General features: G+C 65.6%; 25 protein-coding genes. 13 read left to right on the plus strand and 12 right to left on the minus strand.

From position 1 onward, the window contains the following. Positions 1-178: 178 nt before the first annotated feature. On the minus strand, positions 179-547 hold the full coding sequence (locus FJ979_RS06230; protein WP_140491856.1) for a septal ring lytic transglycosylase RlpA family protein: 369 nt from the start codon (positions 545-547) through the stop codon (positions 179-181). Positions 548-856: 309 nt separating this feature from the next. On the opposite strand from FJ979_RS06230, the gene FJ979_RS32450 reads away from it, so the two are divergent. Beyond that, entirely contained in the window at positions 857-1,042 is a 186-nt protein-coding gene (locus FJ979_RS32450) for a hypothetical protein (protein WP_181165190.1), read from the plus strand. 7 nt (positions 1,043-1,049) lie between these two features. Here the strand turns inward: FJ979_RS32450 and FJ979_RS06240 are convergent, their stop codons facing one another. From FJ979_RS06240 to tauA, 4 genes are all read right to left on the minus strand, one after another. Further along, positions 1,050-1,238 (minus strand): hypothetical protein, encoded by a 189-nt coding sequence (locus FJ979_RS06240; RefSeq protein WP_140580253.1) that lies wholly within the window; start codon positions 1,236-1,238, stop codon positions 1,050-1,052. A gap of 19 nt (positions 1,239-1,257) precedes the next feature. After that, positions 1,258-2,121 carry a taurine ABC transporter permease TauC gene (gene tauC / locus FJ979_RS06245; protein WP_140580254.1) on the minus strand — a complete coding sequence of 288 codons (864 nt, stop codon included), beginning with the start codon at positions 2,119-2,121 and terminating at the stop codon, positions 1,258-1,260. Then, positions 2,118-2,891, minus strand: coding sequence for a taurine ABC transporter ATP-binding protein (locus FJ979_RS06250; protein ID WP_140514111.1), 774 nt, complete (start codon positions 2,889-2,891; stop codon positions 2,118-2,120). The genes tauC and FJ979_RS06250 overlap by 4 nt, the downstream gene beginning before the upstream one ends. A 153-nt stretch (positions 2,892-3,044) precedes the next feature. Continuing rightward, the gene (gene tauA, locus FJ979_RS06255; RefSeq protein ID WP_140580256.1) at positions 3,045-4,061 is read right to left on the minus strand and encodes a taurine ABC transporter substrate-binding protein; all 1,017 of its coding nucleotides are present in this window, start codon (positions 4,059-4,061) and stop codon (positions 3,045-3,047) included. A gap of 611 nt (positions 4,062-4,672) precedes the next feature. Between tauA and FJ979_RS06260 the strand changes: the two genes are divergently transcribed. The 8 genes from FJ979_RS06260 (at position 4,673) to FJ979_RS06300 (ending at position 13,866) form a co-directional block, all read left to right on the plus strand. Next, positions 4,673-5,164 carry an Rrf2 family transcriptional regulator gene (locus tag FJ979_RS06260; RefSeq protein WP_140580258.1) on the plus strand — a complete coding sequence of 164 codons (492 nt, stop codon included), beginning with the start codon at positions 4,673-4,675 and terminating at the stop codon, positions 5,162-5,164. 25 nt (positions 5,165-5,189) lie between these two features. Then, a complete protein-coding gene (locus tag FJ979_RS06265; RefSeq protein ID WP_140580259.1) occupies positions 5,190-6,530 on the plus strand; it encodes an FAD/NAD(P)-binding protein in 1,341 nt (446 codons plus the stop codon). 204 nt (positions 6,531-6,734) lie between these two features. Next, on the plus strand, positions 6,735-8,192 hold the full coding sequence (locus FJ979_RS06270; RefSeq protein WP_140524460.1) for a pyridoxal-phosphate dependent enzyme: 1,458 nt from the start codon (positions 6,735-6,737) through the stop codon (positions 8,190-8,192). Further along, positions 8,189-9,358, plus strand: coding sequence for a PLP-dependent aspartate aminotransferase family protein (locus FJ979_RS06275; RefSeq protein WP_140554727.1), 1,170 nt, complete (start codon positions 8,189-8,191; stop codon positions 9,356-9,358). Before FJ979_RS06270 ends, FJ979_RS06275 begins: the two co-directional genes overlap by 4 nt. Before the next feature lie 282 nt (positions 9,359-9,640). Next, the gene (locus tag FJ979_RS06285; protein ID WP_140514117.1) at positions 9,641-10,606 is read left to right on the plus strand and encodes a GlxA family transcriptional regulator; all 966 of its coding nucleotides are present in this window, start codon (positions 9,641-9,643) and stop codon (positions 10,604-10,606) included. A gap of 168 nt (positions 10,607-10,774) precedes the next feature. Continuing rightward, on the plus strand, positions 10,775-12,079 hold the full coding sequence (locus FJ979_RS06290; RefSeq protein ID WP_140580261.1) for a Xaa-Pro peptidase family protein: 1,305 nt from the start codon (positions 10,775-10,777) through the stop codon (positions 12,077-12,079). A gap of 115 nt (positions 12,080-12,194) precedes the next feature. Then, positions 12,195-12,875 (plus strand): isochorismatase family protein, encoded by a 681-nt coding sequence (locus tag FJ979_RS06295; RefSeq protein ID WP_140491835.1) that lies wholly within the window; start codon positions 12,195-12,197, stop codon positions 12,873-12,875. Positions 12,876-12,909: 34 nt separating this feature from the next. After that, a complete protein-coding gene (locus FJ979_RS06300) occupies positions 12,910-13,866 on the plus strand; it encodes an alpha/beta hydrolase (RefSeq protein ID WP_140580263.1) in 957 nt (318 codons plus the stop codon). 18 nt (positions 13,867-13,884) lie between these two features. Here the strand turns inward: FJ979_RS06300 and FJ979_RS06305 are convergent, their stop codons facing one another. Beyond that, complete coding sequence (locus FJ979_RS06305) at positions 13,885-14,262, minus strand: YraN family protein (RefSeq protein ID WP_181168306.1); 378 nt, start codon at positions 14,260-14,262, stop codon at positions 13,885-13,887. Further along, on the minus strand, positions 14,255-15,166 hold the full coding sequence (gene rsmI, locus FJ979_RS06310; RefSeq protein ID WP_140563839.1) for a 16S rRNA (cytidine(1402)-2'-O)-methyltransferase: 912 nt from the start codon (positions 15,164-15,166) through the stop codon (positions 14,255-14,257). The genes FJ979_RS06305 and rsmI overlap by 8 nt, the downstream gene beginning before the upstream one ends. A 199-nt stretch (positions 15,167-15,365) precedes the next feature. Here rsmI and FJ979_RS06315 point away from each other — a divergent pair, with 199 nt between their 5' ends. Next, a complete protein-coding gene (locus tag FJ979_RS06315) occupies positions 15,366-15,545 on the plus strand; it encodes a hypothetical protein (RefSeq protein WP_140491829.1) in 180 nt (59 codons plus the stop codon). Between the two features lie 73 nt (positions 15,546-15,618). On the opposite strand, the gene FJ979_RS06320 is transcribed toward FJ979_RS06315, so the two are convergent. The 5 genes from FJ979_RS06320 to rph form a co-directional block, all read right to left on the minus strand. After that, the gene (locus FJ979_RS06320; protein ID WP_140580265.1) at positions 15,619-16,053 is read right to left on the minus strand and encodes an EamA family transporter; all 435 of its coding nucleotides are present in this window, start codon (positions 16,051-16,053) and stop codon (positions 15,619-15,621) included. 98 nt (positions 16,054-16,151) lie between these two features. Further along, positions 16,152-17,330: a radical SAM family heme chaperone HemW gene (gene hemW / locus FJ979_RS06325; RefSeq protein ID WP_140491825.1), complete on the minus strand. Its 1,179-nt coding sequence runs from the start codon at positions 17,328-17,330 to the stop codon at positions 16,152-16,154. Beyond that, the gene (gene rdgB, locus FJ979_RS06330; RefSeq protein ID WP_140580266.1) at positions 17,327-17,989 is read right to left on the minus strand and encodes an RdgB/HAM1 family non-canonical purine NTP pyrophosphatase; all 663 of its coding nucleotides are present in this window, start codon (positions 17,987-17,989) and stop codon (positions 17,327-17,329) included. Before rdgB ends, hemW begins: the two co-directional genes overlap by 4 nt. Continuing rightward, on the minus strand, positions 17,989-18,399 hold the full coding sequence (locus tag FJ979_RS06335; RefSeq protein ID WP_140491818.1) for a VOC family protein: 411 nt from the start codon (positions 18,397-18,399) through the stop codon (positions 17,989-17,991). The genes rdgB and FJ979_RS06335 overlap by 1 nt, the downstream gene beginning before the upstream one ends. 183 nt (positions 18,400-18,582) lie before the next feature. Continuing rightward, positions 18,583-19,299: a ribonuclease PH gene (gene rph, locus FJ979_RS06345; RefSeq protein WP_140491814.1), complete on the minus strand. Its 717-nt coding sequence runs from the start codon at positions 19,297-19,299 to the stop codon at positions 18,583-18,585. 231 nt (positions 19,300-19,530) lie between these two features. Between rph and hrcA the strand changes: the two genes are divergently transcribed. The 3 genes from hrcA (at position 19,531) to FJ979_RS06360 (ending at position 22,376) form a co-directional block, all read left to right on the plus strand. Continuing rightward, positions 19,531-20,643 carry a heat-inducible transcriptional repressor HrcA gene (gene hrcA, locus FJ979_RS06350; RefSeq protein WP_140491812.1) on the plus strand — a complete coding sequence of 371 codons (1,113 nt, stop codon included), beginning with the start codon at positions 19,531-19,533 and terminating at the stop codon, positions 20,641-20,643. 37 nt (positions 20,644-20,680) lie between these two features. Then, the gene (locus tag FJ979_RS06355; RefSeq protein WP_140491810.1) at positions 20,681-20,881 is read left to right on the plus strand and encodes a hypothetical protein; all 201 of its coding nucleotides are present in this window, start codon (positions 20,681-20,683) and stop codon (positions 20,879-20,881) included. A gap of 124 nt (positions 20,882-21,005) precedes the next feature. Further along, on the plus strand, positions 21,006-22,376 hold the full coding sequence (locus tag FJ979_RS06360) for a sorbosone dehydrogenase family protein (protein ID WP_140491808.1): 1,371 nt from the start codon (positions 21,006-21,008) through the stop codon (positions 22,374-22,376). Positions 22,377-22,421 lie beyond the last annotated feature (45 nt).

The raw sequence follows: 22,421 nt of genomic DNA on the forward strand, positions 1-22,421 counted from the left end.
TAACTGTCTCGCGGGGAAGTTAACAACTAATTGCTGCGATGCAATACGTCACGTGGCGTGATCTATACGCATTCTTGGTCCAAAGCGTTGGAAATCAGCCTTGGACGGTACAAGCCGGCTCATTGTGCAGGTGCGAAGGCCCGCCAGGCGGCCCGGCCCTCGGGCCGGGCAGTGGTGGTCAGACGCGCGCCATGCAGACCGCGGTGTGGCCCGAACCGATGAAGCCGAGCTGGCCGGCGGCACCCTTCGACAGGTCGAGCACGCGTCCCCGGATGAACGGTCCGCGATCGTTGATGCGCACCACGACGCTGCGGCCATTGTTCTGGTTGGTGACCCGCAGCTTGGTGCCGAAAGGCAGCGTGCGGTGTGCGGCGGTCAAGGCCGAAGGGTTCATCCGTTCGCCCGACGCGGTCCTGGAGTGCAGGGCGTACCAGGAAGCGCGGCCGCATTGACCGGCGGCGGAGGCGGCTGGAGTGGCGGAGGCGCCGACCATCAGGCCAGCAGCGATCGTCACCGCGGCAAGCGCGGTCCGGTTGTTGTTATTCATATTTGGGGGAAGGCTCCGTTTTTGACAGGCCCCAGCCGTTACGGAGACAATAAGGCACGAAATGCGGCAATCATCCGGCAGTTCCATGGCATCGGCACACGTTTGGAGTCGCCCGGTAACAGTCTGTCAGTGATTTCCCGACGGTCGGCGATCAACTCACGATGATGTTCCAGCGGATATCCATGTCTTGTTTGACAAGATCGAGCGGCAACATCCAAGTAGAAGATGCTGCTGCCGAACCGATTCCTTTGCCTCTTTCATCGCGGTGGCGACGACGCGACCGATCAACTTCGGAAGGAGAATCCGGCAATGAGACTGATCAAAAATCTGCTGGCATTGATTGTGCTGGCGGTCGGCGCGCTGTGGTCGCTGCAAGGCATCGGCGCGATCGGCGGCAGCTTCATGACCGGCCAGTCGCAATGGCTCACCATCGGCATCATCGTCATGCTGGTCGGTCTCGCCGGGCTCGTGTGGGCGAACCGTTCGCGCGGTTGAGCCGCTCTCACTGCGACCAGTACTGCCAGGCCCAGTAGAAGCTTTCGTCTCGCGGCGGCAGGCGGTCACGCCCGGCCGGGAGTCGGACGGGCGCCGGCGAGCGCGGACCGTCCTCCCTTGTCGCCTTGCCATGGGATGTCAGGCCCAGCAGCCAGGTGCCGAAATGGGCGAACAGCATGGCGGTGGAATGGGTCATCGTCATCTCCGTTTCCTGATCATTCGCGTCCCGCCCACGGCACGAGCGCGCGCTCGATCCTGCGGATGGCGAATTCGAGCACGAAGGCGATGGCCGCGATCACCAAAATGCCCATGACCACCACGTCGGTGACCAGGAACTGCGCCGCCGACTGGATCATGAAGCCAAGCCCGCGCGTCGCCGCCACCAGTTCGGCGGCGACCAGCGTGGACCACCCGGCGCCGAGCGCGATGCGCAGTCCGGTCAGGATCGACGGCAGCGCGCTGGGCAGGATCACGTGGCGGACCACCTGGCGCCTCGTCGCGCCAAGCGAACGCGCGGCGTTGATGCGCTCCTGCGAGACGCCGCGGACGCCGGACGCGGTCGACAAGGCCACCGGCGCCAGCATGGCGATGGCTATCACCAGGACCTTCGACGGCTCGCCGATGCCGAACCAGATGATGACCAGCGGCAGATAGGCGAGCGGCGGGATCGGCCGCAGGAATTCCAGCAGCGGATCGAAAATGCCGCGGCCGACGGTGCTGATGCCGATGGCGAGGCCAACCGGCACGCCGACGAGGAGCGCCGCGACGAGCGCGGCGAACACCCGCCCCAGGCTGGCGGCGATATGCTGGAAGAGCGTTGCGTCGACAAAGCCATCGCGGGCGACGATGATGAATTTGTTCCACACCGCGACAGGCGAGGGCAGGAATACCGGCGACACCAGTTGCAGGCGGGCCGACAGCGTCCAAAGCGCCAGCACCAGAAGAATGGTGGCCGCGCTGACCATGCGCGCCGAAACGCCCTTGCGCTTCGGGACCGGGCGCGACCATGGCACCGACAGGCCGTCGGCCTCTTCGGTCCTGGAGCCGGAGCGTTCGGTGTAGGAGGAGAAAATGGTCATGCCGCCTCTCCCTCGAAGATGGCGTCGGTCAGTTCGCCGCGCGCCGCGGCGAAGCCAGGATCGGCCTTGATGGCGCGGATGGCCTCGCCCGCTGCGTAGCGCCTGGAGAAGCCCGGCTCCAAGGTCCGCACCACCCGGCCCGGCCCGGGCGCCAGCACCACGATGCGGGTGGCGAGCACCAGCGCCTCGTCGATGCCGTGCGTGACCATCAGCACGCCGACCTTGCTTGCCGTCCACAGGTCGAGCAGCGTCGTCTGCATACGCTCGCGCGTCAGCGCATCGAGCGCGCCGAGCGGCTCGTCGAGCAGCAGGAATTGCGGCCCGGCAGCCAGCGCCCGGGCAAGGCCGACGCGCTGGCGCATGCCGCCGGACAGTTCCCAGATGCGCTTGTCGCCGGCATCGGTGAGCTTGACCAGGCCGAGCAATTCGTCGGCGCGGCGCGCCCGCTCGGATGGCCCGACACCGCGCAGCCTGAGCGCGAAGGCGACGTTCTCGCGCGCCGTCAGCCAAGGAAACAGCGCGTCGTTCTGGAACACCACCGCACGGTCCGAACCGGGTGCTGCGATCGGCCGGCCGTCGATCGCGGCCGTGCCGCGTGCCGGCGCAACAAAGCCGGCGCCGACATTGAGCAGCGAGGTCTTGCCGCAGCCGGAACGGCCGACAAGGACGACGAAGTCATCGCTGGCGACGTCGATCGATACCCGCTCGACGGCGGGTGCGGGCTGGCCGTCATAGTGGATCGAGATTCTGTCGAGCACGAGATGCGACATGAGCCCTCGCAGGGAGTTCGTTGAAGTCCGCCTGCCCGAAGCCGCGCCTCGTCAGCGGCTCCGGGACAGGCGACACGCGGCGTCAGGAAAGACGTGCGCGTCTCATAGGGGCGCCACCTGCCCGTCGTGGCATGGGGCGCTCCAACGCTCGGGTCAGTTCGAGGCCAGCGCCTCGGTGACGTATTTCGATGTCACATATTTCGAATAGTCCGGCAGCACGGCGTCTACCTTGCCCTGCTCCTTGAGGAAGGCGGACGCGGCCGCGATCGCCTTGACCGTGCCGCCGCCGAGGAACTTGTCGGAGGCCTGTTCTTCGAGTGTCGGGAAGACATAGCCCTTGAGCAGCTCAGGCACTTCCTCGACCTTGGCGCCGGTCAGTTTGGCGATCTCGGCCGCCTGCGGCGACGCTGTCGACCAGGCGTCGGGCTTGGCCAGGTACTCGGCATAGGCCGCACCCGTCACCTTGACGAAGTCGCGCACCGCTTCCGGGTTCTTTTCGGCAAAGTCGGTGCGCACGATCCAGGCGTCGAAGGTCGGCGCGCCCCAGGCGGCGACCTGGGAGGAATCCAGCACCACCTTGCCTGATGTCTTGACCTGGCCGAGCGCCGGATCCCAGACATAGGCCGCATCGATATCGCCGCGCGAAAAGGCAGCGGCGATTTCCGGCGGCCTGAGATTGAGGATCTCGACCGATTTCGGGTCGACATTCTCATGTTTCAGCGCGGCAAGCAGGCTGTAATGCGTCGTCGAGACGAAGGGCACGGCCACCTTCTTGCCGGCGAGGTCGGTGACCTTCTCGATGCCGGCGCCGTTGCGTGCGACCAGGGCCTCGGATGGCCCGATCAGGCCGACGACGAAGATGGTCTGGACCGGCAATTCGCGGCTCGCCGCCGCCGCCAGCGGGCTCGAACCGACATAGCCGATGTCGACCGAGCCGGATGCGACCGCGGCGATGACATCGGCGCCGGAATCGAATTTGCGCCAGTCGATGGCCGCCTTGGCGGCCTTTTCATAGGCACCATCGGCCTGCGGCACCTTGGAGGGTTCGACCACCGTCTGGTAGCCGATGGTGATCTTGAGGTCGTCGGCAAAAGCCGGGCCGAGGAAGGCGGCGCCGGCAAGTGCGGCCGTAGACAGGAGAAGGATGCGTCGCGAAATGGTGGTGGACATCAAGGGCTCCATGAAACAGGGGAAAACCGGATTGCTTCATGATAGTCCGCTAATTCTATGGTTCTTGTAGAGTTAAATTCTTCTAGCGGGGCTGGATTTGTTGGAAAAAGCTGCCGGTGCCGAGGTCCCCAGGCGGATTTGGCGGCTATGGCGCTTCAAGAGTGGCGAGATCATCACGTTCGGGAAGCTCCAGCCACCGCTACGGCCTCCGATCGCGAACGAGAATTCACGTTGCAGCCGCTTGAAAGGCAAATCCATGCTTCAGATGGATTGGAATTTAAAAACGTGTTCCGCCTGTTCGCGTTTAAGTATAGTAAACTTATCGACATAGAGACTTGGAGGCGACGATGAGAGGTCATACCCATCCGTATCGCGGCGATCGCCGGTGGCACCGGTCTCGGGCCGTCGCGCCACGGTTTGTGTCCCCGGCATCACAAGTCAGGTCCAAAATCGCCGCAATGGCTTGAAAATCAAGCAAGATCAATCGCGATTGGCTTGTATATCATGTCGATAGAATTTATGTCATGGATGCTTGAGCGCGGCGGGAGGCACGCCAGGCGTTTCGCAACGGATGGCCTCGAGCCATCGCATGACAGAGAAACGTTCGGATCATGCTCACCAAGAAAGGCAAGTACGGCCTCAAGGCGCTCGTCCATCTGGCGCGGATGCCGGCCGGGCAGCTTGCCTTCGTCAACGACATCGCGACCGGCAACAACATCCCGAAGAAGTTTCTCGACGCCATCCTGGGCGAACTGCGCAATGCCGGTTTCGTGCAGAGCCGCAAAGGCAAGGATGGCGGCTATCGCCTGGCGCGGCCACCGGAGGAAATCAGGGTCGGCCATGTCGTGCGTGTGCTCGACGGCCCGCTGGCGCCGATCCCTTGCGCCAGCCGTACCCAATACCAGCGCTGCGAAGACTGTAACGAGGCGACATGCCAGGTTCGACATCTGATGCTGGAAGTCCGGCAAGCGATCGCCGAGGTGCTCGACCAGCGCAGCCTCGCCGAGATGCGCGACATCGGCCTCGACGACCTTGGGGTCGCAAGGGGCCTCGACGACATCTCGGTCGCGAGCGACGATCTGCCGGTTGCGGTGAAGGCCTGACGCCGGCGCGTCGCACGGGGCTGGCATGAGCGGCCGCGGCAACTCGATCATCATCGTCGGGGGCGGCGCCAGCGGGGTCGTGCTCGCCGCGCATCTGCTGAGACAGCCCAATCCCGACCTTCGCGTCACGCTGGTCGAGAAGCGCCCGCATTTCGGCCAGGGCATCGCCTATTCCACATTGCTCTCCGCGCATGTGCTGAACGTCAGCGCCGCCGGTATGAGCGCCTATGCCGACGATCCCGGCAATTTCTGGCGCTGGCTGCTGGAACGCGACCTGGCAACGCCCGAGCAGGTGCCGGTCTACGCGCCGCGCAGCATCTATGCCCGCTATCTCGGCGAATTGCTGGACGATCTCGAGGCGCGCGAGAGGGAGACCGGACGCCTCCGGCTGATCCATGAGGAAAGCCTGTCGATCTCGCCCACGGCCTCGGGGGTGGAAGTGGCGCTCGCCAACGGCACCAGCGTCGTCGCCCATCTGGCGGTGCTCGCCACCGGCCATGACGAGGTGCCGGCCATGGGGCAAGGCCATGCGGTTCGGATGGGGTCTGAGGCCGACACCGCGCTCGATCCCGACCGGAGCGTCATGGTGCTGGGAACGGGCCTCAGCATGGTCGACGCGTTCCTCGCCCTCGAACAGCGCGGCCACCGCGCCGAGATCGTCGCGGTGTCGCGGCGCGGCCTGCTGCCCTCGCCGCACCGCAAGGGCAATCCGATCAAGCTCGACGTCGCCGATATCCCGCTCGGCACCCAGCTTTCCTATTTCGTCGGCTGGTTCCGCGATTTGATCCGGGAAAACCAGAAGGCCGGCATCGACTGGCGCGACGTCGTCGACGGCCTTCGCCCGTTCAACCAGAAGATCTGGCAGAACTGGCCGGCCTCCGCCAAGCGTCGTTTCGTCGAGCACACCAAGGCGTGGTGGGACATCCACCGCCACCGCATGGCGCCCGAGGTCCATGCCCGCGTCACGCAAGCCGTGCAGTCCGGCCGCATCCGCCTCGTCGCCGGCCGTGTCGTCGACATCGCGGCGGGCGGCGAGTTCACGGTCCAGGTCCAGTCGCGCCACACCAAGCGGCTGGAGAGGTTCGAGGTCGCCCGCATCTATGATTGCTCCGGTATCGTCAGGGACATCTCGGCCTCGTCGAACAGCGTGGTGCGCTCGCTGGTCGACCGCGGGCTGGCGCGGCCGGATCCGCTGCGCATCGGCCTCGACGTGACGGCCAATTGCGAGATCATCGCCGGCGACGGCACGGTGTCCAGGAAAATCCTCGCCGTCGGCCCGCTGACCAGAGGCACCTTCTTCGAGATCGACGCCATTCCGGATATTCGCGTCCAGTGTGCGAGGCTGAGCAAGCAGCTGCTGGGGTAAAGTGTTGACGTCGGCGCTCTACGGCAGGCCAGAGGGGGGACGTGCCGCACAGTCCTGCAGCCGTTGCGCGTCGCAACCCGGAATTTCATTCTCCATCTAGCCGGTCGATTGGCACGATCTATCTTCTTTCCCACTGCAAAGGGCTGGAAAAGAGGATACGCTGCCGCCCTGCACGAGGCGGCCGCTTGATCATGGAGCATCGATATGAGCAGGCACAAGATTGCGCCCTCGGATAGCGCCCCTTTGGAAAGCGCCGCTTCGGAAAACGCAACGTCGCGCCTGCGGCCGCCTTACGGATCGGTGCTCGACCTGATCGGCCAGACCCCCGTGGTCGAGCTGACCCAATTCGACACCGGCAAGTGCCGGCTGTTCATCAAGCTCGAAAGCCAGAATCCCGGCGGCTCGATCAAGGACCGTATCGCGCTGTCGATGATCGCGGCGGCCGAGAAGGAGGGCAGGCTGAAGCCAGGCGGCACGATTGTCGAGGCGACGGCCGGCAATACGGGCCTGGGGCTGGCCCAGGTCGGCATCCCCAAGGGCTACCGCATCATCCTGGTCGTGCCCGACAAGATGTCGCGCGAGAAGATCCAGCACCTGCGCGCACTGGGCGCGGAAGTGCGCATGACGCGCTCCGATGTCGGCAAGGGCCACCCCGAATATTATCAGGACATGGCCGAAAAAATCGCGGCCGAGCTGCCCGGCGCTTTCTACGCCAACCAGTTCGCCAATCCGGCCAACCCTGAGGCGCACGAAACCACCACCGGTCCGGAAATCTTTTCGCAGCTCGACGGCGATGTCGACGCGGTGGTGGTCGGCGTCGGCTCCGGCGGCACGCTGACCGGCCTTGGCCGGTTCTTCGCCAAGGCATCGCCGAAGACGGAAATGGTGCTGGCCGATCCGGTCGGCTCGGTGCTGGCGCCGCTGATCAAGACCGGCAAGATGGTGGAGGCCGGCAGCTGGACTGTGGAAGGCATCGGCGAGGACTTCGTGCCGCCCAATGCCGAGCTGTCGCTGGTCAAGAAGGCCTATTCCATATCGGACAAGCAGAGCATGCTGGCGGTGCGCGATCTCCTGTCCCGGGAAGGCATCCTGGCCGGCTCATCTTCGGGCACGCTGCTGTCGGCCGCCTTGCGCTATTGCCGCGAGCAGACGTCGCCCAAGCGCGTTGTCACCTTCGTCTGCGACAGCGGCAACAAATATCTGTCGAAAGTCTTCGACGATTTCTGGCTGGCCGAGCAGGGGCTGGCCGAGCACGAGCAGCATGGTGACCTGCGCGACCTGGTGATGCGCACGCACCGCACCGGCGACACCGTCTATGTCGGTCCGGACGAAAGCCTGCTCAACGCCTATGGCCGCATGCGCCGCTCCGATGTCTCGCAGCTGCCGGTGCTCGACGACGGCAAGCTGGTCGGCATCGTCGACGAAAGCGACATTCTGGCCAAGGTCGACGGCCCCTATGAGGGCCGCTGGGAGCGCTTCAACGCGCCGGTACGCACGGCGATGACCTCCAATCTGCATACTTTGCAGGCCAGCCAGACGCTGGACGCGCTGCTGCCGGTATTCGACCGCAACGAGGTCGCCATCATCTTCGACGGCGACGAGTTCGTCGGCCTGATAACCCGCATCGACCTGATCAACCATTTGAGGCGCCGTGCACGATGACCGCATCCGGAAAGAACCGCCTGGCCTTCTCCACCCGCACCATCCATGGCGGCCAGAGCCACGATCCCCTGACCGGAGCGGTGATGGTGCCGATTTACGCCACCTCGACCTATGGCCAGCAGTCGCCCGGCGTGCACAAGGGCTTTGAATATGCCCGGAGCCAGAATCCCACGCGCTTTGCCTTCGAGCGCGCGGTGGCCGATCTTGAAAGCGGCTCGGCTGCCTTCGCCTTCGCCTCCGGGCTGGCGGCGATCGCCACCGTGCTGGAACTGCTCGATTCCGGCGCCCACATCGTCGCCACCGACGACATCTATGGCGGCTCCTTCCGCCTGATGGAGCGTGTGCGCAAGCGCTCCGCCGATCTCAAGGTGAGCTTCGTCGACTGCACCGACCTTGCGGTTATAGAGGCGGCAATCCGCCCGGAGACGAAAATGCTCTGGGTCGAGACGCCGACCAACCCGCTGCTGCGCATCGTCGATCTCGAAGGCGTCGCGGCCCTTGCAAGGCGCAAGGGCATCCTCTCGGTCGCCGACAACACATTCTGCAGCCCCTATTTGCAGCGGCCGCTGGAGCTCGGCATCGACGTCGTGGTGCATTCGACGACGAAGTACCTCAACGGCCATTCCGACATGGTCGGCGGCGTGGCTGTTGTCGGCGACAACAAGGATTTGGCCGATCGCCTGAAATTCCTGCAGAACGCCATCGGCGCCATTTCGGGCCCGTTCGACAGTTTTCTCGCCCTGCGCGGCCTCAAGACATTGGCGCTGAGGATGGAGCGGCACTCGTCGAACGGCCTCAAGATCGCGCAGTGGCTGGAGGCCCGCAAGGATGTGCGCCGGGTCATCTATCCCGGTCTGGCCAGCCATCCGCAGCATGCCGTCGCCGTCCAGCAGATGCATGCGTTCGGCGGCATGATATCAGCCGTGCTCGACCGCGACCTCGCCGGCACGAAACGGTTCCTCGAACGCACGCAATTGTTCACATTGGCCGAAAGCCTCGGCGGCGTGGAAAGCCTGATCGAACACCCTGCGCTGATGACGCATGGATCGATCCCGGCGGAGAAGCGCGAAGAGATCGGCATATCGGATTCGCTGGTGCGGCTGTCGGCGGGCATCGAGGATGGCGACGATCTGATCGCGGATCTGGAGCAGGCGCTGGGGGGCTGAGCGGCGGCGCCCCCCGCTGAGACGAGCCAGTCTCCAAAGCCAGCGCTGCCCCTTACCTGCCTGCCGGCATCCTCTCCCCGTATAGTGACGGGGAGAGGGGCGCTGTGTCTCGATTTGCGCCAACGGCGGCAAGAGGGAGCCGGGGTTGCGGTATCTCCCTTCTCCCCGTCACTATACGGGGAGAAGGTGCCGGCAGGCGGATGAGGGGCAGCGCCAACTTCGCAGAAAGCCAGCCACAACCCCGTTGACCCCAAACCCCATCTGCCCGAATTGTAGCGCCCCATGCCCACGCGCGACACATCTCCCGATACGCCCCTCACTTTCGCGGTGCTGGTCTTCCCCGGCTTTCCGATGATGGCGTTCAGCTCGGTCATCGAGCCGCTGCGCGCGACCAATGTGCTGGCGAAGCGGGAATGCTATCGCTGGATCATCGTCGGCGCTACCCAGGGCGCGGTCGAGGCCTCGAACGGCGTCGTCATCCAGCCGCGCTTCTATGCCGGGGATGCGCCGAAGGTCGACCGCATCGTCGTCTGCTCAGGCGGCGATGCCGATCATCTCGTTGCCGAGGATGCGGCAAGCTGGATCCGCCGCAGCTTGCGCAGTGGCGCCCATATCGGCGCGGTGGCGGACGCCGCCTTCTTCCTCGCCCGCGCCGGCCTGCTCGACGGCCATGCCTGCACCTTGCACTGGACCAGCCAGGCGGCCTTCACCGAGGCCTTTCCCAATGTCGAGCTGAGGCGCGACCTCTATGTCATCGACCGCAAGCGTTTCACCTCGGCCGGCGGCGTCGGCAGCCTCGACATGATGCTGGAGATCATTACCCGCGACTACGGCGCCGAGCTTGCGGCCGGCGTCGCCGAATGGTTCGTGCACAGCCAGCTGCGCTCCAGCGTCGACCGCAAGCTGATGCCGCTGCGCCTGCGTACCGGCGTCCGGAACGAGCTGGTGCTGTCGGCCATCGCCATCATGGAGGACGCGGTCGAGGAGCGGCTCGGCATGGCGGAGCTCACTGCGCGGCTCGGCGTGTCGTCCGATAAGCTCGAACGCTCCTTCCGCTCCGAACTCGCCATCTCGCCCAATGGCTACTATCGGCGGCTCAGGCTGAAACGCGCCGCCGATCTCCTGGCGCACTCGACGCTCGCCGTGCGCGACGTGGCGCTCGCCTGCGGCTTTGCCTCGATGTCTAGCTTCGCGCGTGCCTTTCGCGAGGAGCACGGCCATCCGCCGAAGCTGGCGCGACGGCATTAGAGGTCCTGCTGGCACTGAGAGACGTTGGCGGGACAGCGGGGGGCGACTGGCACCTGCATCTCTCATTACCCCAGCGGCATCCCGCACAACCCACGCGGTTTTCCGCACAATTCCCCTGCCCCTCCTGCGCCATGGTCTGATCTTGCAAACCACCCAAGGTCAGCCCCCATGAGCATCGTCGTATTCGACCCCGACAGCACTGAAGACGTCGACTTCAAGGACCGCATGCGCCACCCCGCGGCGGCCGATTCGGCGGGCGGCATGTGGCTGTCCGACACCGAGCCGTCCTTCATCGATGCCGACGCCCTTCGAAAAGGCCGGCTGGCCAAGCTGCGCGGCTGGATGCGCGAGGCCGGCTATGGCGGCGTGGTGCTGTTCGACCCGTACAACCAGCGCTACGCCACCGGCTCGCGCAACATGTTCGGCTATTTTCTGCGCAACTCGACCCGTTATTTCTTCATTCCGACCGAAGGGCCGATCGTGCTGTTCGAATATCCGCAGAGCTACCATGTCTCGATGGTGCTCGACACGATCGACGAGGCGCGTCCTTCCAAGCTCGTCTGGTCGTCGGTATCGGGCCGCGACGACGAGACCGCCGGTCCCTTCGCCGACGAGATCGCCGAACTCCTGAAGCAGCATGGCGGCGGCTCGATGAAACTCGGGCTCGACCGTTGCAGCCATCTGCAGGCGCTGGCGCTGGAAAAGCGCGGTTGCGAGGTCCGGGATTGCCAGGGCGAGATCCTGGCGGTGCGCGCGGTCAAGACGCCGGAGGAAGTGAAATGCCTGCAGGTGTCGATGGCCGGCGCGGAAGCCGCCGTCTATGCCGTGCGCGAGGCGATCAAGCCCGGCGTTTCCGAGAACGAGCTGTTCGCCATCATGTATGGCGAGGTCATCCGCCAGGGCGGCGAGTTCATCGAGACGCGGCTCTTGACGTCGGGCCAGCGCACCAATCCCTGGTTCAACGAGGCCAGCGGGCGAAAAATCCGGCCGGGCGAGTTGCTGGCGCTCGATACCGACACGATCGGCTGCTATGGCTATTATTCGGATTTCTCGCGCACCTTCCGCTGCGGGCCCGGCAAGCCGACCCCCTATCAGAAATCGCTCTACCGCATGGCGCACGACCAGGTTCAGCACAATATCTCGATCGTGAAGCCGGGCATGGCTTTCCGCGAGATCGCCGAAAAGGCGTGGAAGATCCCCGACCGCTTCGTCGACCAGCGCTACACCTCGGTCATGCACGGCGTCGGCATGCATGGCGAGACGCCCTTCATCGCGCACGCCATGGACTACGAGACCTATGGCCGCGACGGCCATATCGTGCCAAGCATGGTGGTGAGCGTGGAAAGCTATATTGGCGAGAAGGGCGGCCGCGAGGGCGTCAAGCTGGAGGATGAAATCCTGATCACCGAGACCGGCACCGAGCTCCTGTCGCGCTTCCCCTATGAGGATGAGTTTCTGGAGAAACAGGTTTGACATCCACTGCCCGCCTCGGCGACGCATCGCAGCTGAAGAACGAGCGCCTCATTCCTTGGCGCCCCCCTCTGTCCCTCCAGCGTTTGGAAGTATCTTGGGGGCCAGGCGCATCCGCATGAAAAGCCCTATCTCCGTCAAGCGCGGCACCGTGGCCGCTGTCTTCATCGACCTGCAGGAAGAGCACCGGCAGGACCCGCGCTACCTGGTCGAGGGTTTTGACAAGATTCTCGCCAACGTCCAGCGGCTGCAGGCGGCGGCGCGGCAGAACAATGTGCCGCTCTATCACTGGGCCTACATTGTCGATCTCGACAAGCAGGAGCGGCCCTTTCACCCTGTTGGAACCGACGGCAAGTCGGCCTTCTCCGACAAGAGCGATCCGCTGACCGAGATCTGCCGTGAGGTGGCGCCTGCTGATGGCGAGGCGCTGCTGATCAAGGCCGAGGCCAGCGCCTTCCGCGCGGGACCGGCCGCCGATCGGCTCAAGGCTTCCGGCGTCGAATGGCTGGTCATATCTGGCGTGTGGACCGAGGCCTGCATCGATGCCACCGTGAAGGACGCCGTGGCGCGCGGCTTTCGCGTGCTGCTGGTCAAGGACGCCTGCGGCAGCGGCAGTGCCGCCATGCACCAGACCGCAATCCTCAACCTCGCCAACCGGCTCTATGGCGGCGCCGTCACCGACACCGACGGCGCCTGCCTGCTGCTGGCTGGCGAGAGCGTCGCCGTCTGGCAGGTCGAGGGCTCGGTGCCGCTGCGCTTCAGCTTTGAAAACGCGGCCAGGCTTTACAGCGAGCTTTGAGGCAATGCCTTCCGAAACCGTGGGCAGCACTGAAATGACCGGTCGCAGCAAATACACGACGCGGCTCGACCCTGCGCTGTGGGCCTATATAGACGGCATCAACGCCTGGTATCCGCCCGAGACGATCGACCTGCCGATCGCCAAGCAGCGTGCGATCTATGACAGGATGTGCCGGGCGCTTCGCCAGCCCTATCCGCCGGGGGTGACGGCGAGCGACGACCTCATCGCCGCCCCCGGCCGGAACATCGCGGTGCGGCACTATGGGATGGCAGGCACGGCCGCGCGGGCCACGGTGCTTTATTACCATGGCGGCGGCTTCATCCTGGGCGGGCTCGACAGCCATGACGACATCTGCGCCGAGATCTGCGCCGGCACCGGCTTTGCCGTGCTCTCGGTCGACTATCGGCTGGCGCCCGAACATCTCCACCCCGCCGCCTTCGACGACGCTCTGGCCGCCTTCGAATGGGCGGCGGCTAGAGCGAACGGGCCACTGCTGCTGTCCGGCGAGAGCGCCGGCGGCAATCTGGCGGCGGCGGTCAGTCACGCGACGCGCGCTCGCGCGAAGAGGCCGACCGGCCAGGTGCTGATCTATCCCGGCCTCGGCGGCGACGAGACTGCCCGCTCCTACATCGAGCATGCCGAGGCGCCGCTTCTGTCGACCGGCGACGTCGCTTTCTACCGCCACGTCCGCTCGGCCAAGAGACAGGCGCCGGACGATCCGACCTTCTCGCCGCTGCGCGCCGCCGACTTCTCCGGCCTGCCGCCCACCATTGTCGTTACCGCCGAATGCGACCCGCTGTCGTCGGACGGCGAGGCCTATCGCGACCGCATCCTGGCCGCCGGCGGCAAAGCGAGCTGGCACGAGGAGAAGCGCCTCGTGCACAGTTTCCTGCGCGCCCGCACCACCGTGCCGGCTGCCGCCGAGGCGTTCCGGCGCATAATCGCGGCGATCGCGGCACTTGGCGCGGGCGAATGGCCCGTCGAACACTGAACCCGAGCGACGCAGCCCTCAATTGCGCCCGTAAAACGCGTTCGGGACATGCACCGGCCAGCGCCATGGCAGCACGGCGATCATGTCGAACCGCATCGACAGCCTGCCGTAATCCGGCTGGCGCGACAGCCAGATGTCGGCGGCGCCTTCGATGCGGCGCTCCGATTCATGGGCGATCGCCTCCATCGCTTCCATCAGCGTGCGGCGCGCCTTGACCTCGACGAACAGCACCAGGTCGCCGCGCCGCGCGATCAGGTCGATCTCGCCGAAACGGGTGCGATGGCGGCGCGCCAGGATCCGGTAGCCCTTCAGCACCAGCGCCGCCGCTGCCAGCCATTCGCCGCGATGGCCGCGCCGGTAGGCCTTTTGACGGCTGGCGCTCGGGAGCCTAGCCACGGTCCTCTCCAGAGGCATCCCTGAGTTCCAGCAGCCGTCGGTAAAGCGCCTGCTTCTGGCCCCCGGTCATCTTCGCCGCTTCCGCCGCCGCCTTCGAAGCCGGCATTTCGGCGGCGAGCGACAACAGCATCCGGTCGATATCGGCCGGCTCGTCCGCTCTGGCTTCGGCCGGGCCGACGCACACCACGATCTCGCCCTTCGGCGTGTCGGCCGCCGCATAGTGGTCGGCCAGCGCTCGCAGCGTGCCGGTGCGCATCTCCTCGAAGGTCTTGGTCAATTCCCTGCCGATCGCTGCCTTGCGCTCGCCGCCAAGCGCTTCGGCCATCGCGCCGAGAGACTCGGCCAGCCGGCGCGGCGATTCGAAGAAGATCAGCGTCGCCGGCACCGCTTTAAGCGCGTCCAGCCGCGCCAGCCGCTGCCCCGCCTTGACCGGCAGGAAGCCGGAGAACAGGAAGGCATCCGAAGGCAAGCCGGATGCGGTGAGCGCGGCAAGCGGCGCGGACGGACCGGGGATGGGCACGACGCGAATGCCCTGGTCGAGCGCCTCGCCGACCAGCCGGTAGCCGGGATCGGAAACCAGCGGCGTGCCGGCATCCGAGATCAGCGCCACGCTCTGCCCCGACTGGAGCGCCGCTATCAATTTTGGCCCGGCCTCGCCGGCATTATGCTCGTGATAGGCCGTGGTGCGGCGGCGGATGCCGTAGCGGTCGAGCAGCACGCGCGACACGCGCGTGTCCTCGCAGGCGACCATGTCGGCGGCGGCCAGCGTCTCAAGCGCGCGCAGCGTGATGTCGGCGAGATTGCCGATCGGCGTCGCCACCAGATAGAGCGCGGGTTCGAGCGGCCGGGCCGCGATCTCGGTCTGCCCGATCACATAGCTGCGCTTTCCCGTCTCGCCAGTCACCGGTGCCTTCTCCGTCAGCGGCGCGCCCGCGTCCAGATGGAGCCGCGAAGGACGTTCCGAAATCATCCGCCCTGTTTGGCACGGCCCGCGCCGGGTTGCAAAAGCCGCTGTAATGCAAGGCGAGCGCCATTCCTTCGCCACAGTAGGGAACGAAACCGTCTTTCGCAGATTTAGCCCCTGATTCCCCCGGGAGGACAGGATGGACAGACTGACCATACAGGACGCTTTCGAGCCCTACTATGCAGGCCGCAAGCGCTTTGCCGCGCAAGGAGACGGGAAGCCGCCCGCCACCACGGACGGCAAGCAGGGGCCCGCGCGCCGCCCGCCACCAGAGATCAAGCTACCCGACAACGAACCCGACAGCACGACGGAGCACTGACCGGACGATGCCCAATCGCTTCGATATTTTCATCACCCGTCTCGAAACCAAGAACGCCCGCCACGGCGCAGCACTACCCTCGATAAGCGACCAGCACCGCGCCCGCCGCGATAAGGGCGACGCCAAGCCAGTTCGCACCGGTGAGCCGCTCGCCGAGAAAGACCGTGCCAAACACCGCCACAAGCACGACGCTTAGCTTGTCGATGGGCGCCACCTGCGCCGCATTGCCGATTTTCAGCGCGCGGAAATAGCAGAGCCACGAGGCTCCGGTCGCCAGTCCCGACAGGCCGAGGAAAAGCCAGGTCTTCCCGGAGATCGAGGCCCACGATTGGAATTGGCCGCTGGCGGCGAGGATCGCCGCAAGCACGACCAGGATGATGGCTGTCCTGATGAGGGTGGCGAAATCGGAATTGATGGTCTCGATGCCGACCTTGGCAAAGATCGCCGTCAGTGCCGCGAAAGTCGCCGACAACAGCGCCCAGAATTGCCAGGAAAGCGTCAGGTTCATTCGGATAGCCTCACCGGTCGGGTCTCAACTCAGATACCGCGAAACAGCTGCCTCCAGAAGCGTAATCTTGGCTTCGAGATTGGGAGCAGCATCCCCGCCTACCGCGCCAGATCGGCCACCACGGCGTCGAGCACGATCATGCCGGCGGGCGTGGCGCGCAGGCGGGCGTTGCCGATCGGCGCCACCAGCCCTTCGCCCTGCAGCACCGACAGCCGCGCGCTCGACAGGCCGCGCCCGGAAAACGCTTCGTAACGCGACAGGTCGATGCCTTCCGCCAGCCTCAGTCCCATCAGCAGGAACTCGTCGGCCTCTTCGGAGCGCGTCAGGGTCTCGCCGCCGGTGACGCCATGGCCCTTGGCCTCGACCAGATTGGCCCAGGTTTCCGGCATCCTCTCCGCGATGGTCACGACGCGGTGGCCGTTCTCGACGAAGCGGCCATGCGCGCCGGGGCCGACGCCGACATATTCGCCATAGCGCCAGTAGGTCAGATTGTGCCGGCTTTCGGCACCCGGCCGGGCGTGGTTTGAGATCTCATATGCCGGCAAACCATGGGCTGATGTCACCTCTTGCGTCAGCGCATAAAGGTCGGCGGCGTGGTCGTTGTCGGGGATGATGAATTTCTTCGCCGCGTGCAGCGCGTGGAACGGCGTGCCTTCCTCGATGGTCAGCTGATAGAGCGACAGATGGTCGGCGGCGTGGCCGATCGCCTGTTCGAGCTCCGATGCCCAGGCCTCCGGCGTCTGGCCTGGCCGTGCGTAGATCAGGTCGAAGGAGAGCCTTGGGAATATCTCCCGCGCGAGCCCGATCGCGTGCAGCGCCTCGTCCACATTGTGCAGCCGGCCAAGGAAGCGCAAATCCTTGTCGTTCAGCGCCTGCACACCGAGCGAGACCCGGTTGACGCCCGCAGCGCGATAGCCGCGAAAGCGTTCGGCTTCGACCGAGGAGGGATTGGCCTCCAGCGTCACCTCGATGCCGTCGGGCACCGTCCAGTTCTTCGCCACGGCGTCCAGGACCCTGGCCACCGTTTCCGGCTTCATCAACGACGGCGTGCCGCCGCCGAGAAAGATGCTGGTCACCTCGCGTGGGCCGGTGCGCTGGCGCATCGTCGCCAGTTCCGCCTCGAAGGCGGCGGCAAAGCGCTCCTGGTCGACCGGCTGGTGGCGGACATGGCTGTTGAAGTCGCAATAGGGGCATTTGGCCGCGCAGAACGGCCAATGCACATAGACGCCGAAACCGGGGCTGCGGTCGAGCGGCATGGTGGCGCCGGGCCTGATCATGCCGAGCCTAACCGGGCCAGACCCAATCGGGCTTGGGCGAATTTCTGGAAGGCGCGCGCGCGGTGCGACAGCGCCGTAGCCTGGCCGGGTTTCCAGCCGTGTTTTTCCTCGGCACTCATCTCGCCGAAGGTCTTTTCGAAGCCGTCGGGCAGGAACACCGGGTCGTAGCCGAATCCGAGCTCGCCGCGCGGCGGCCAGACCAGCGTGCCTTCGGCCTCGCCGCGGTAATATTCGGCCTCGCCATCGGGAAAGGCGAGGCAGATGACGGCGACGAAGCGTCCCGTGCGCTGCTCGGCCGAGGCGGCGCCGACTTCCTGCAGCGCCACTTCGGTGCGCTGCATGGCGATGCCGAAATCCCTGCTGCCATCAGGCGTTTCGGCCCAGTTGGCGGTGTAGACGCCGGGCGCGCCGTCGAGCGCGTCAACGCACAGGCCCGAATCGTCCGACAGCGCCGGCAGGCCCGTCGCCTTGGCCGCGGCGAAGGCCTTGATATAGGCGTTCTCCTCGAAGGTTGTGCCGGTCTCCTCGGGTTCGGGCAAGCCATAGTCCTTCGCCGATTTCGCCTCGAATCCGAATGGCGCCATCAGATCGGCGAATTCGCGCAGCTTGCCTTCATTGTGGCTGGCGACGACGATCTTTTTTCCGTCGAGAGAATGCATCAAAGTCCCCAGATTCTCGGCTCGGCGAATTCGATCGAATTGCCGGAGGGATCGCGGATATAAAGCGAGCGGCCGCCTTGCGGCCATTCGAATTCGCTTTCGACAGCGATGTTCTTCGCCTTCAGATGGGATTTCCAGCGGCTGATTTCATCGGCGGTCGCCGCAAAGCAGAGATGGCCTTCGCCCGATGTGCCGTGTGGCGGCACTTTCAGCCTCGCGTCGGGCGCGGGCGGGACCTTGGTCGCCTCCGCGTTGAAGATCAGCAGCACGCCGGCTCCGCAACGGAAGAAGAGATGGCGGCCCTCGACCTTGCCGAGAGGAGTGAGGCCGAGGATGTCGGTGTAGAAGGCTTCGGCAGCGGCGAGGTCGGTGACGTAAAGAGCGGATTCAAGAATGGCAGAGGGGATCACGAGGCACCCCCCTCTGGCCTGCCGGCCATCTCCCCCGCAAGGGGGGAGATTGGCAGCGTGAGCGCCGGCTCATGGTATTCTATTCTGATTATTGGCGAAGCTCTAGACAACAGCCGATCTCCCCCCTTGCGGGGGAGATGCCCGGCAGGGCAGAGGGGGGTGCCCAGGCTCCGCATGAATAAACTACGCCACCGCCATCTGCTGCAAACTCACCAGCCTCTGGATGCCTTTCTTGGCCAGGCCCATCAGCTCGGCGAACTGCCCTTCCGAAAAGGGCTCGCCCTCGGCCGTGCCCTGGATCTCGACGATGCCGCCCTTGCCGGTCATGACGAAATTGGCGTCGGTGCCGGCGGAGGAATCCTCGAGATAGTCGAGGTCGATGACCGGCTGGCCGTCATGGATGCCGCAGGAAATCGCCGCGACATGGTCCTTCAGCACCTTGGCGACGCTCACCATCTGCCGCGCTTCCATCCAGCGCAGGCAATCGTAGAGCGCCACCCAGCCGCCGGTGATGGAGGCGGTGCGGGTGCCGCCATCGGCCTGGATGACGTCGCAGTCGACGGTGATCTGCTGCTCGCCCAGCGCCTGCAGGTCGACCACGGCGCGCAGCGAGCGGCCGATCAGCCGCTGGATCTCCAGCGTGCGCCCGCCCTGCTTGCCGGCGGAGGCCTCGCGGCGCATGCGCTCGCCTGTCGAGCGCGGCAGCATGCCGTATTCGGCCGTCACCCAGCCTTTCCCGGAATTGCGCATCCAGCCCGGCACTTTTTCCTCCAGGCTTGCCGTGCACAAGACATGCGTGTCGCCGAACTTCACCAGGCACGAGCCTTCGGCATGTTTGGAGACGCCGCGCTCGAAGGAGATGGCGCGCATTTCGTCGAACTGGCGTTTGGAGGGGCGCATTCGGCCTGCTTTCTTGTCAGCTTTTTTGAATCTTGGCCGGCTTTTAGACGCATGCGGGGCACGGCGTAAAGGAAAATGGACCGGCGGCCGCAAACGCGGCGACACCGGGGCGATCGCGCAACACGACACCGGGGTGATCGCAAGTGCGACACCGGCTGATCGCGCAACGCGACACCGGGTTGCGCGCAGCGCCGCGAAGTCTATATCCTTGAACCGGAGGTTATGGCCGCAATGACCAAGGCAGTCGATCCCGCTTCGCAGTCGCTCGCTCTTCACGCGCCGGCACTTCAGGCGCCCGCACTTCAGGCGCTCGACATGCGTTCGCGCGACATCTTCCGGCGTATCGTCGATTCCTATCTGAGGGACGGCGAGCCCGTGGGATCGCGCAGCCTGTCGCGCATCCTGCCGTCCTCGCTGTCGCCCGCCACCATCCGCAACGTGATGAGCGATCTCGAACATCTCGGCCTGATCTACGCGCCGCACATCTCGGCCGGTCGCCTGCCGACGCAGGCCGGCCTGCGCTTCTTCGTCGACGCCTTCATGGAATTGGGCGACCTCTCCGACGAGGAGCGGCGCAGCATCGAGGCGCAGGTGCGCGCCTCCGGCTCGGGCGCCACGCTGGAACACATGCTGACCGAGGCCAGCCAGATGCTGTCGGGCATGTCGCGCGGCGCCGGCCTGGTGCTGGCCGCCAAGAACGAGGTGGCGCTCAAGCACATCGAGTTCATCCAGCTCGAGCCCACCAAGGCGCTGACCGTGATGGTGTCGCAGAACGGCGACGTCGAGAACCGGGTCATCGATCTGCCGGCCGGCATCACCGTCTCGCAATTGCACGAGGCCTCGAATTTTCTCAACGCCCATATTCGCGGCCGTACGCTGGCCGAGGCGCGGGCGGAGGTCGAGCGTATCAAGGAAGAGACAAGGGCAGCGCTCGACACGCTGTCGCAGGACCTGGTGGAGAAAGGGCTGGCGGTGTGGGCCGGCGCGGAAAGCGGCCTGCCGGCGCGCCTGATCGTGCGCGGCCGCGCCAATCTGCTCGAAAACGTCACCGCCCAGGCCGACATCGAACTCCTGCGCCACCTGTTCGAGGACATGGAGACGCAGGACGGGCTGATCCAGCTGCTCGACCTCGCCGAGGCGGGACCGGGCGTGCGCATCTTCATCGGCTCGGAAAATAAGCTTTTCTCGCTCTCCGGCTCGTCGCTGGTCGTGGCACCCTACCGCGACAAGGACGCCCGCGTCGTCGGCGCGCTCGGCGTCATCGGCCCGACCCGGCTCAACTATGCCCGCATTGTCCCGATGGTCGACTATACGGCGCAGCTGATATCGCGCATGCTGCGCTGAGAGCTGGGATCGATCCAGACGGCCGAGGAGAGAAAAGATGGCGCTGGAATCGTTCAAGGCCCAGATCAGCCTGCTGCTGGAGGAGATGGTCAACCAGCCTGAGGATGTGCGCGAAGTGCAGGAGCAATTGCGCGAGAAGCTGCGCGAAATCCGCGCCATGGGCATGCCGCTGCCGGCCGATCTCGTCGAACTGGAAAAGAACCTCGACGCCGATCTCGATCTCGACGCGGATAGCTGACCCGAATTCCTTCAACTCCCCGTGTCGTCCGGAACGACTGCCGAGCCCGCCCGTTCCCTTGATGCATGTGACTTCGGTCTTGGGACAACGACATGCATGAAGAAGCGAGAAGCTGGAGACTGGGATGATCCGACTTGCCGGCGCCGTGGTAATCGCTGCTGCCTTGCTCTTCGCCGCGACGGCATTGGCCCAGCAGGAAGAGCCGGTGCTGAAGGGCGCGGCCGCATTCGGTGACTGGCGGGCCGATGCGCCGGGCGTGCGCCGGTTGATCAGCCCGCAAGACCAGCCCAGGCCCTATGTCACCAGATCCGCCTCGAACGGCGCCGGTCCGGTGCAAAGGCCGCAAGGCGCCGAGCCGCGGCTGCCGGCGGGCTTTTCGGCGGAACTGATCGCTTCGGGCATCGACAATCCGCGCGTCGTGCGCGTCGCGCCCAATGGCGACCTGTTCGTCGCCGACAGCGAGGCCAACCAGATCCGCGTCTACCGTCTCGGCGAGGGCAGCGCGAAACCTGTCAGGGACGGCATCTTCGCCCGCAATCTCAACCAGCCCTACGGCATCGCCTTCTACCCGCCAGGGGACAACCCGCAATGGGTCTATGTCGCCAACAGCGACAGCATCGTGCGCTTTCCCTACCGCGATGGCGACCTGGAGGCCTCCGGCGAGCCGGAAACCATCGTCCGCGATATTCCGGCCACTCATCACTGGACCCGCGACATCGCCTTCTCGCCGGACGGCAAGACGCTGTATCTCTCGGTCGGCTCCGGCTCGAACGCCGCCCAGGACATGGCAAGGAAACCGCGGGGCGGGCTCGACGCCTGGGCCAGGTCGAAGCCGCTCGGCGCCACCTGGGGCGCGGAGGAAGGCCGCGCCGACGTCAGGGCTTTCGACCCGGACGGTAGGAATGGGCGCATCGTCGCCACCGGCCTGCGCAACTGTTCGGGCATGGCCATCCAGCCGGCGGCGGGCGCGCTGTGGTGCGTGGTCAACGAGCGCGACGCGCTCGGCGACAACGTGCCGTTCGAATATGCGACCGAAGTGAAGGAAGGCGCCTTCTACGGCTGGCCCTGGTACTATATCGGCGACAATGAGGATCCGCGCCACAAGGGCGCGCGTCCCGACCTTGCCGGCAAGGTCACCGTCCCCGACATTCTGATGCAGGCGCATTCGGCGCCGCTCAACATCGCCTTCTACGACGGCAGGAATGTCCGCGCAGGATCCGGTTTTCCGGCCGAATACAGGGGCGACGCCTTCGTCGCCCTGCACGGTTCGTGGAATCGCGGCAACAGGACTGGCTACAAGGTGGTGCGGCTCAAGTTCAAGGACGGCAAGCCGACCGGCGAATATGAGGATTTCATGACCGGCTTCGTCACCTCCGGCGGCGAGGTCTGGGGCCGGCCGGTCGGCGTGGCGGTGGCGAGCGACGGCGCGCTGATCGTCACCGAGGACGGCAACGGCACCATCTGGCGCGTGACCTACGGCGACGGCCGGTCCTGATCCGCTTGGGAGGCCTCGAGCACTGGGCATGCCTGGTGCAACCAA

This window comes from Mesorhizobium sp. B1-1-6, assembly GCF_006443035.1.
GTDB lineage: Bacteria > Pseudomonadota > Alphaproteobacteria > Rhizobiales > Rhizobiaceae > Mesorhizobium.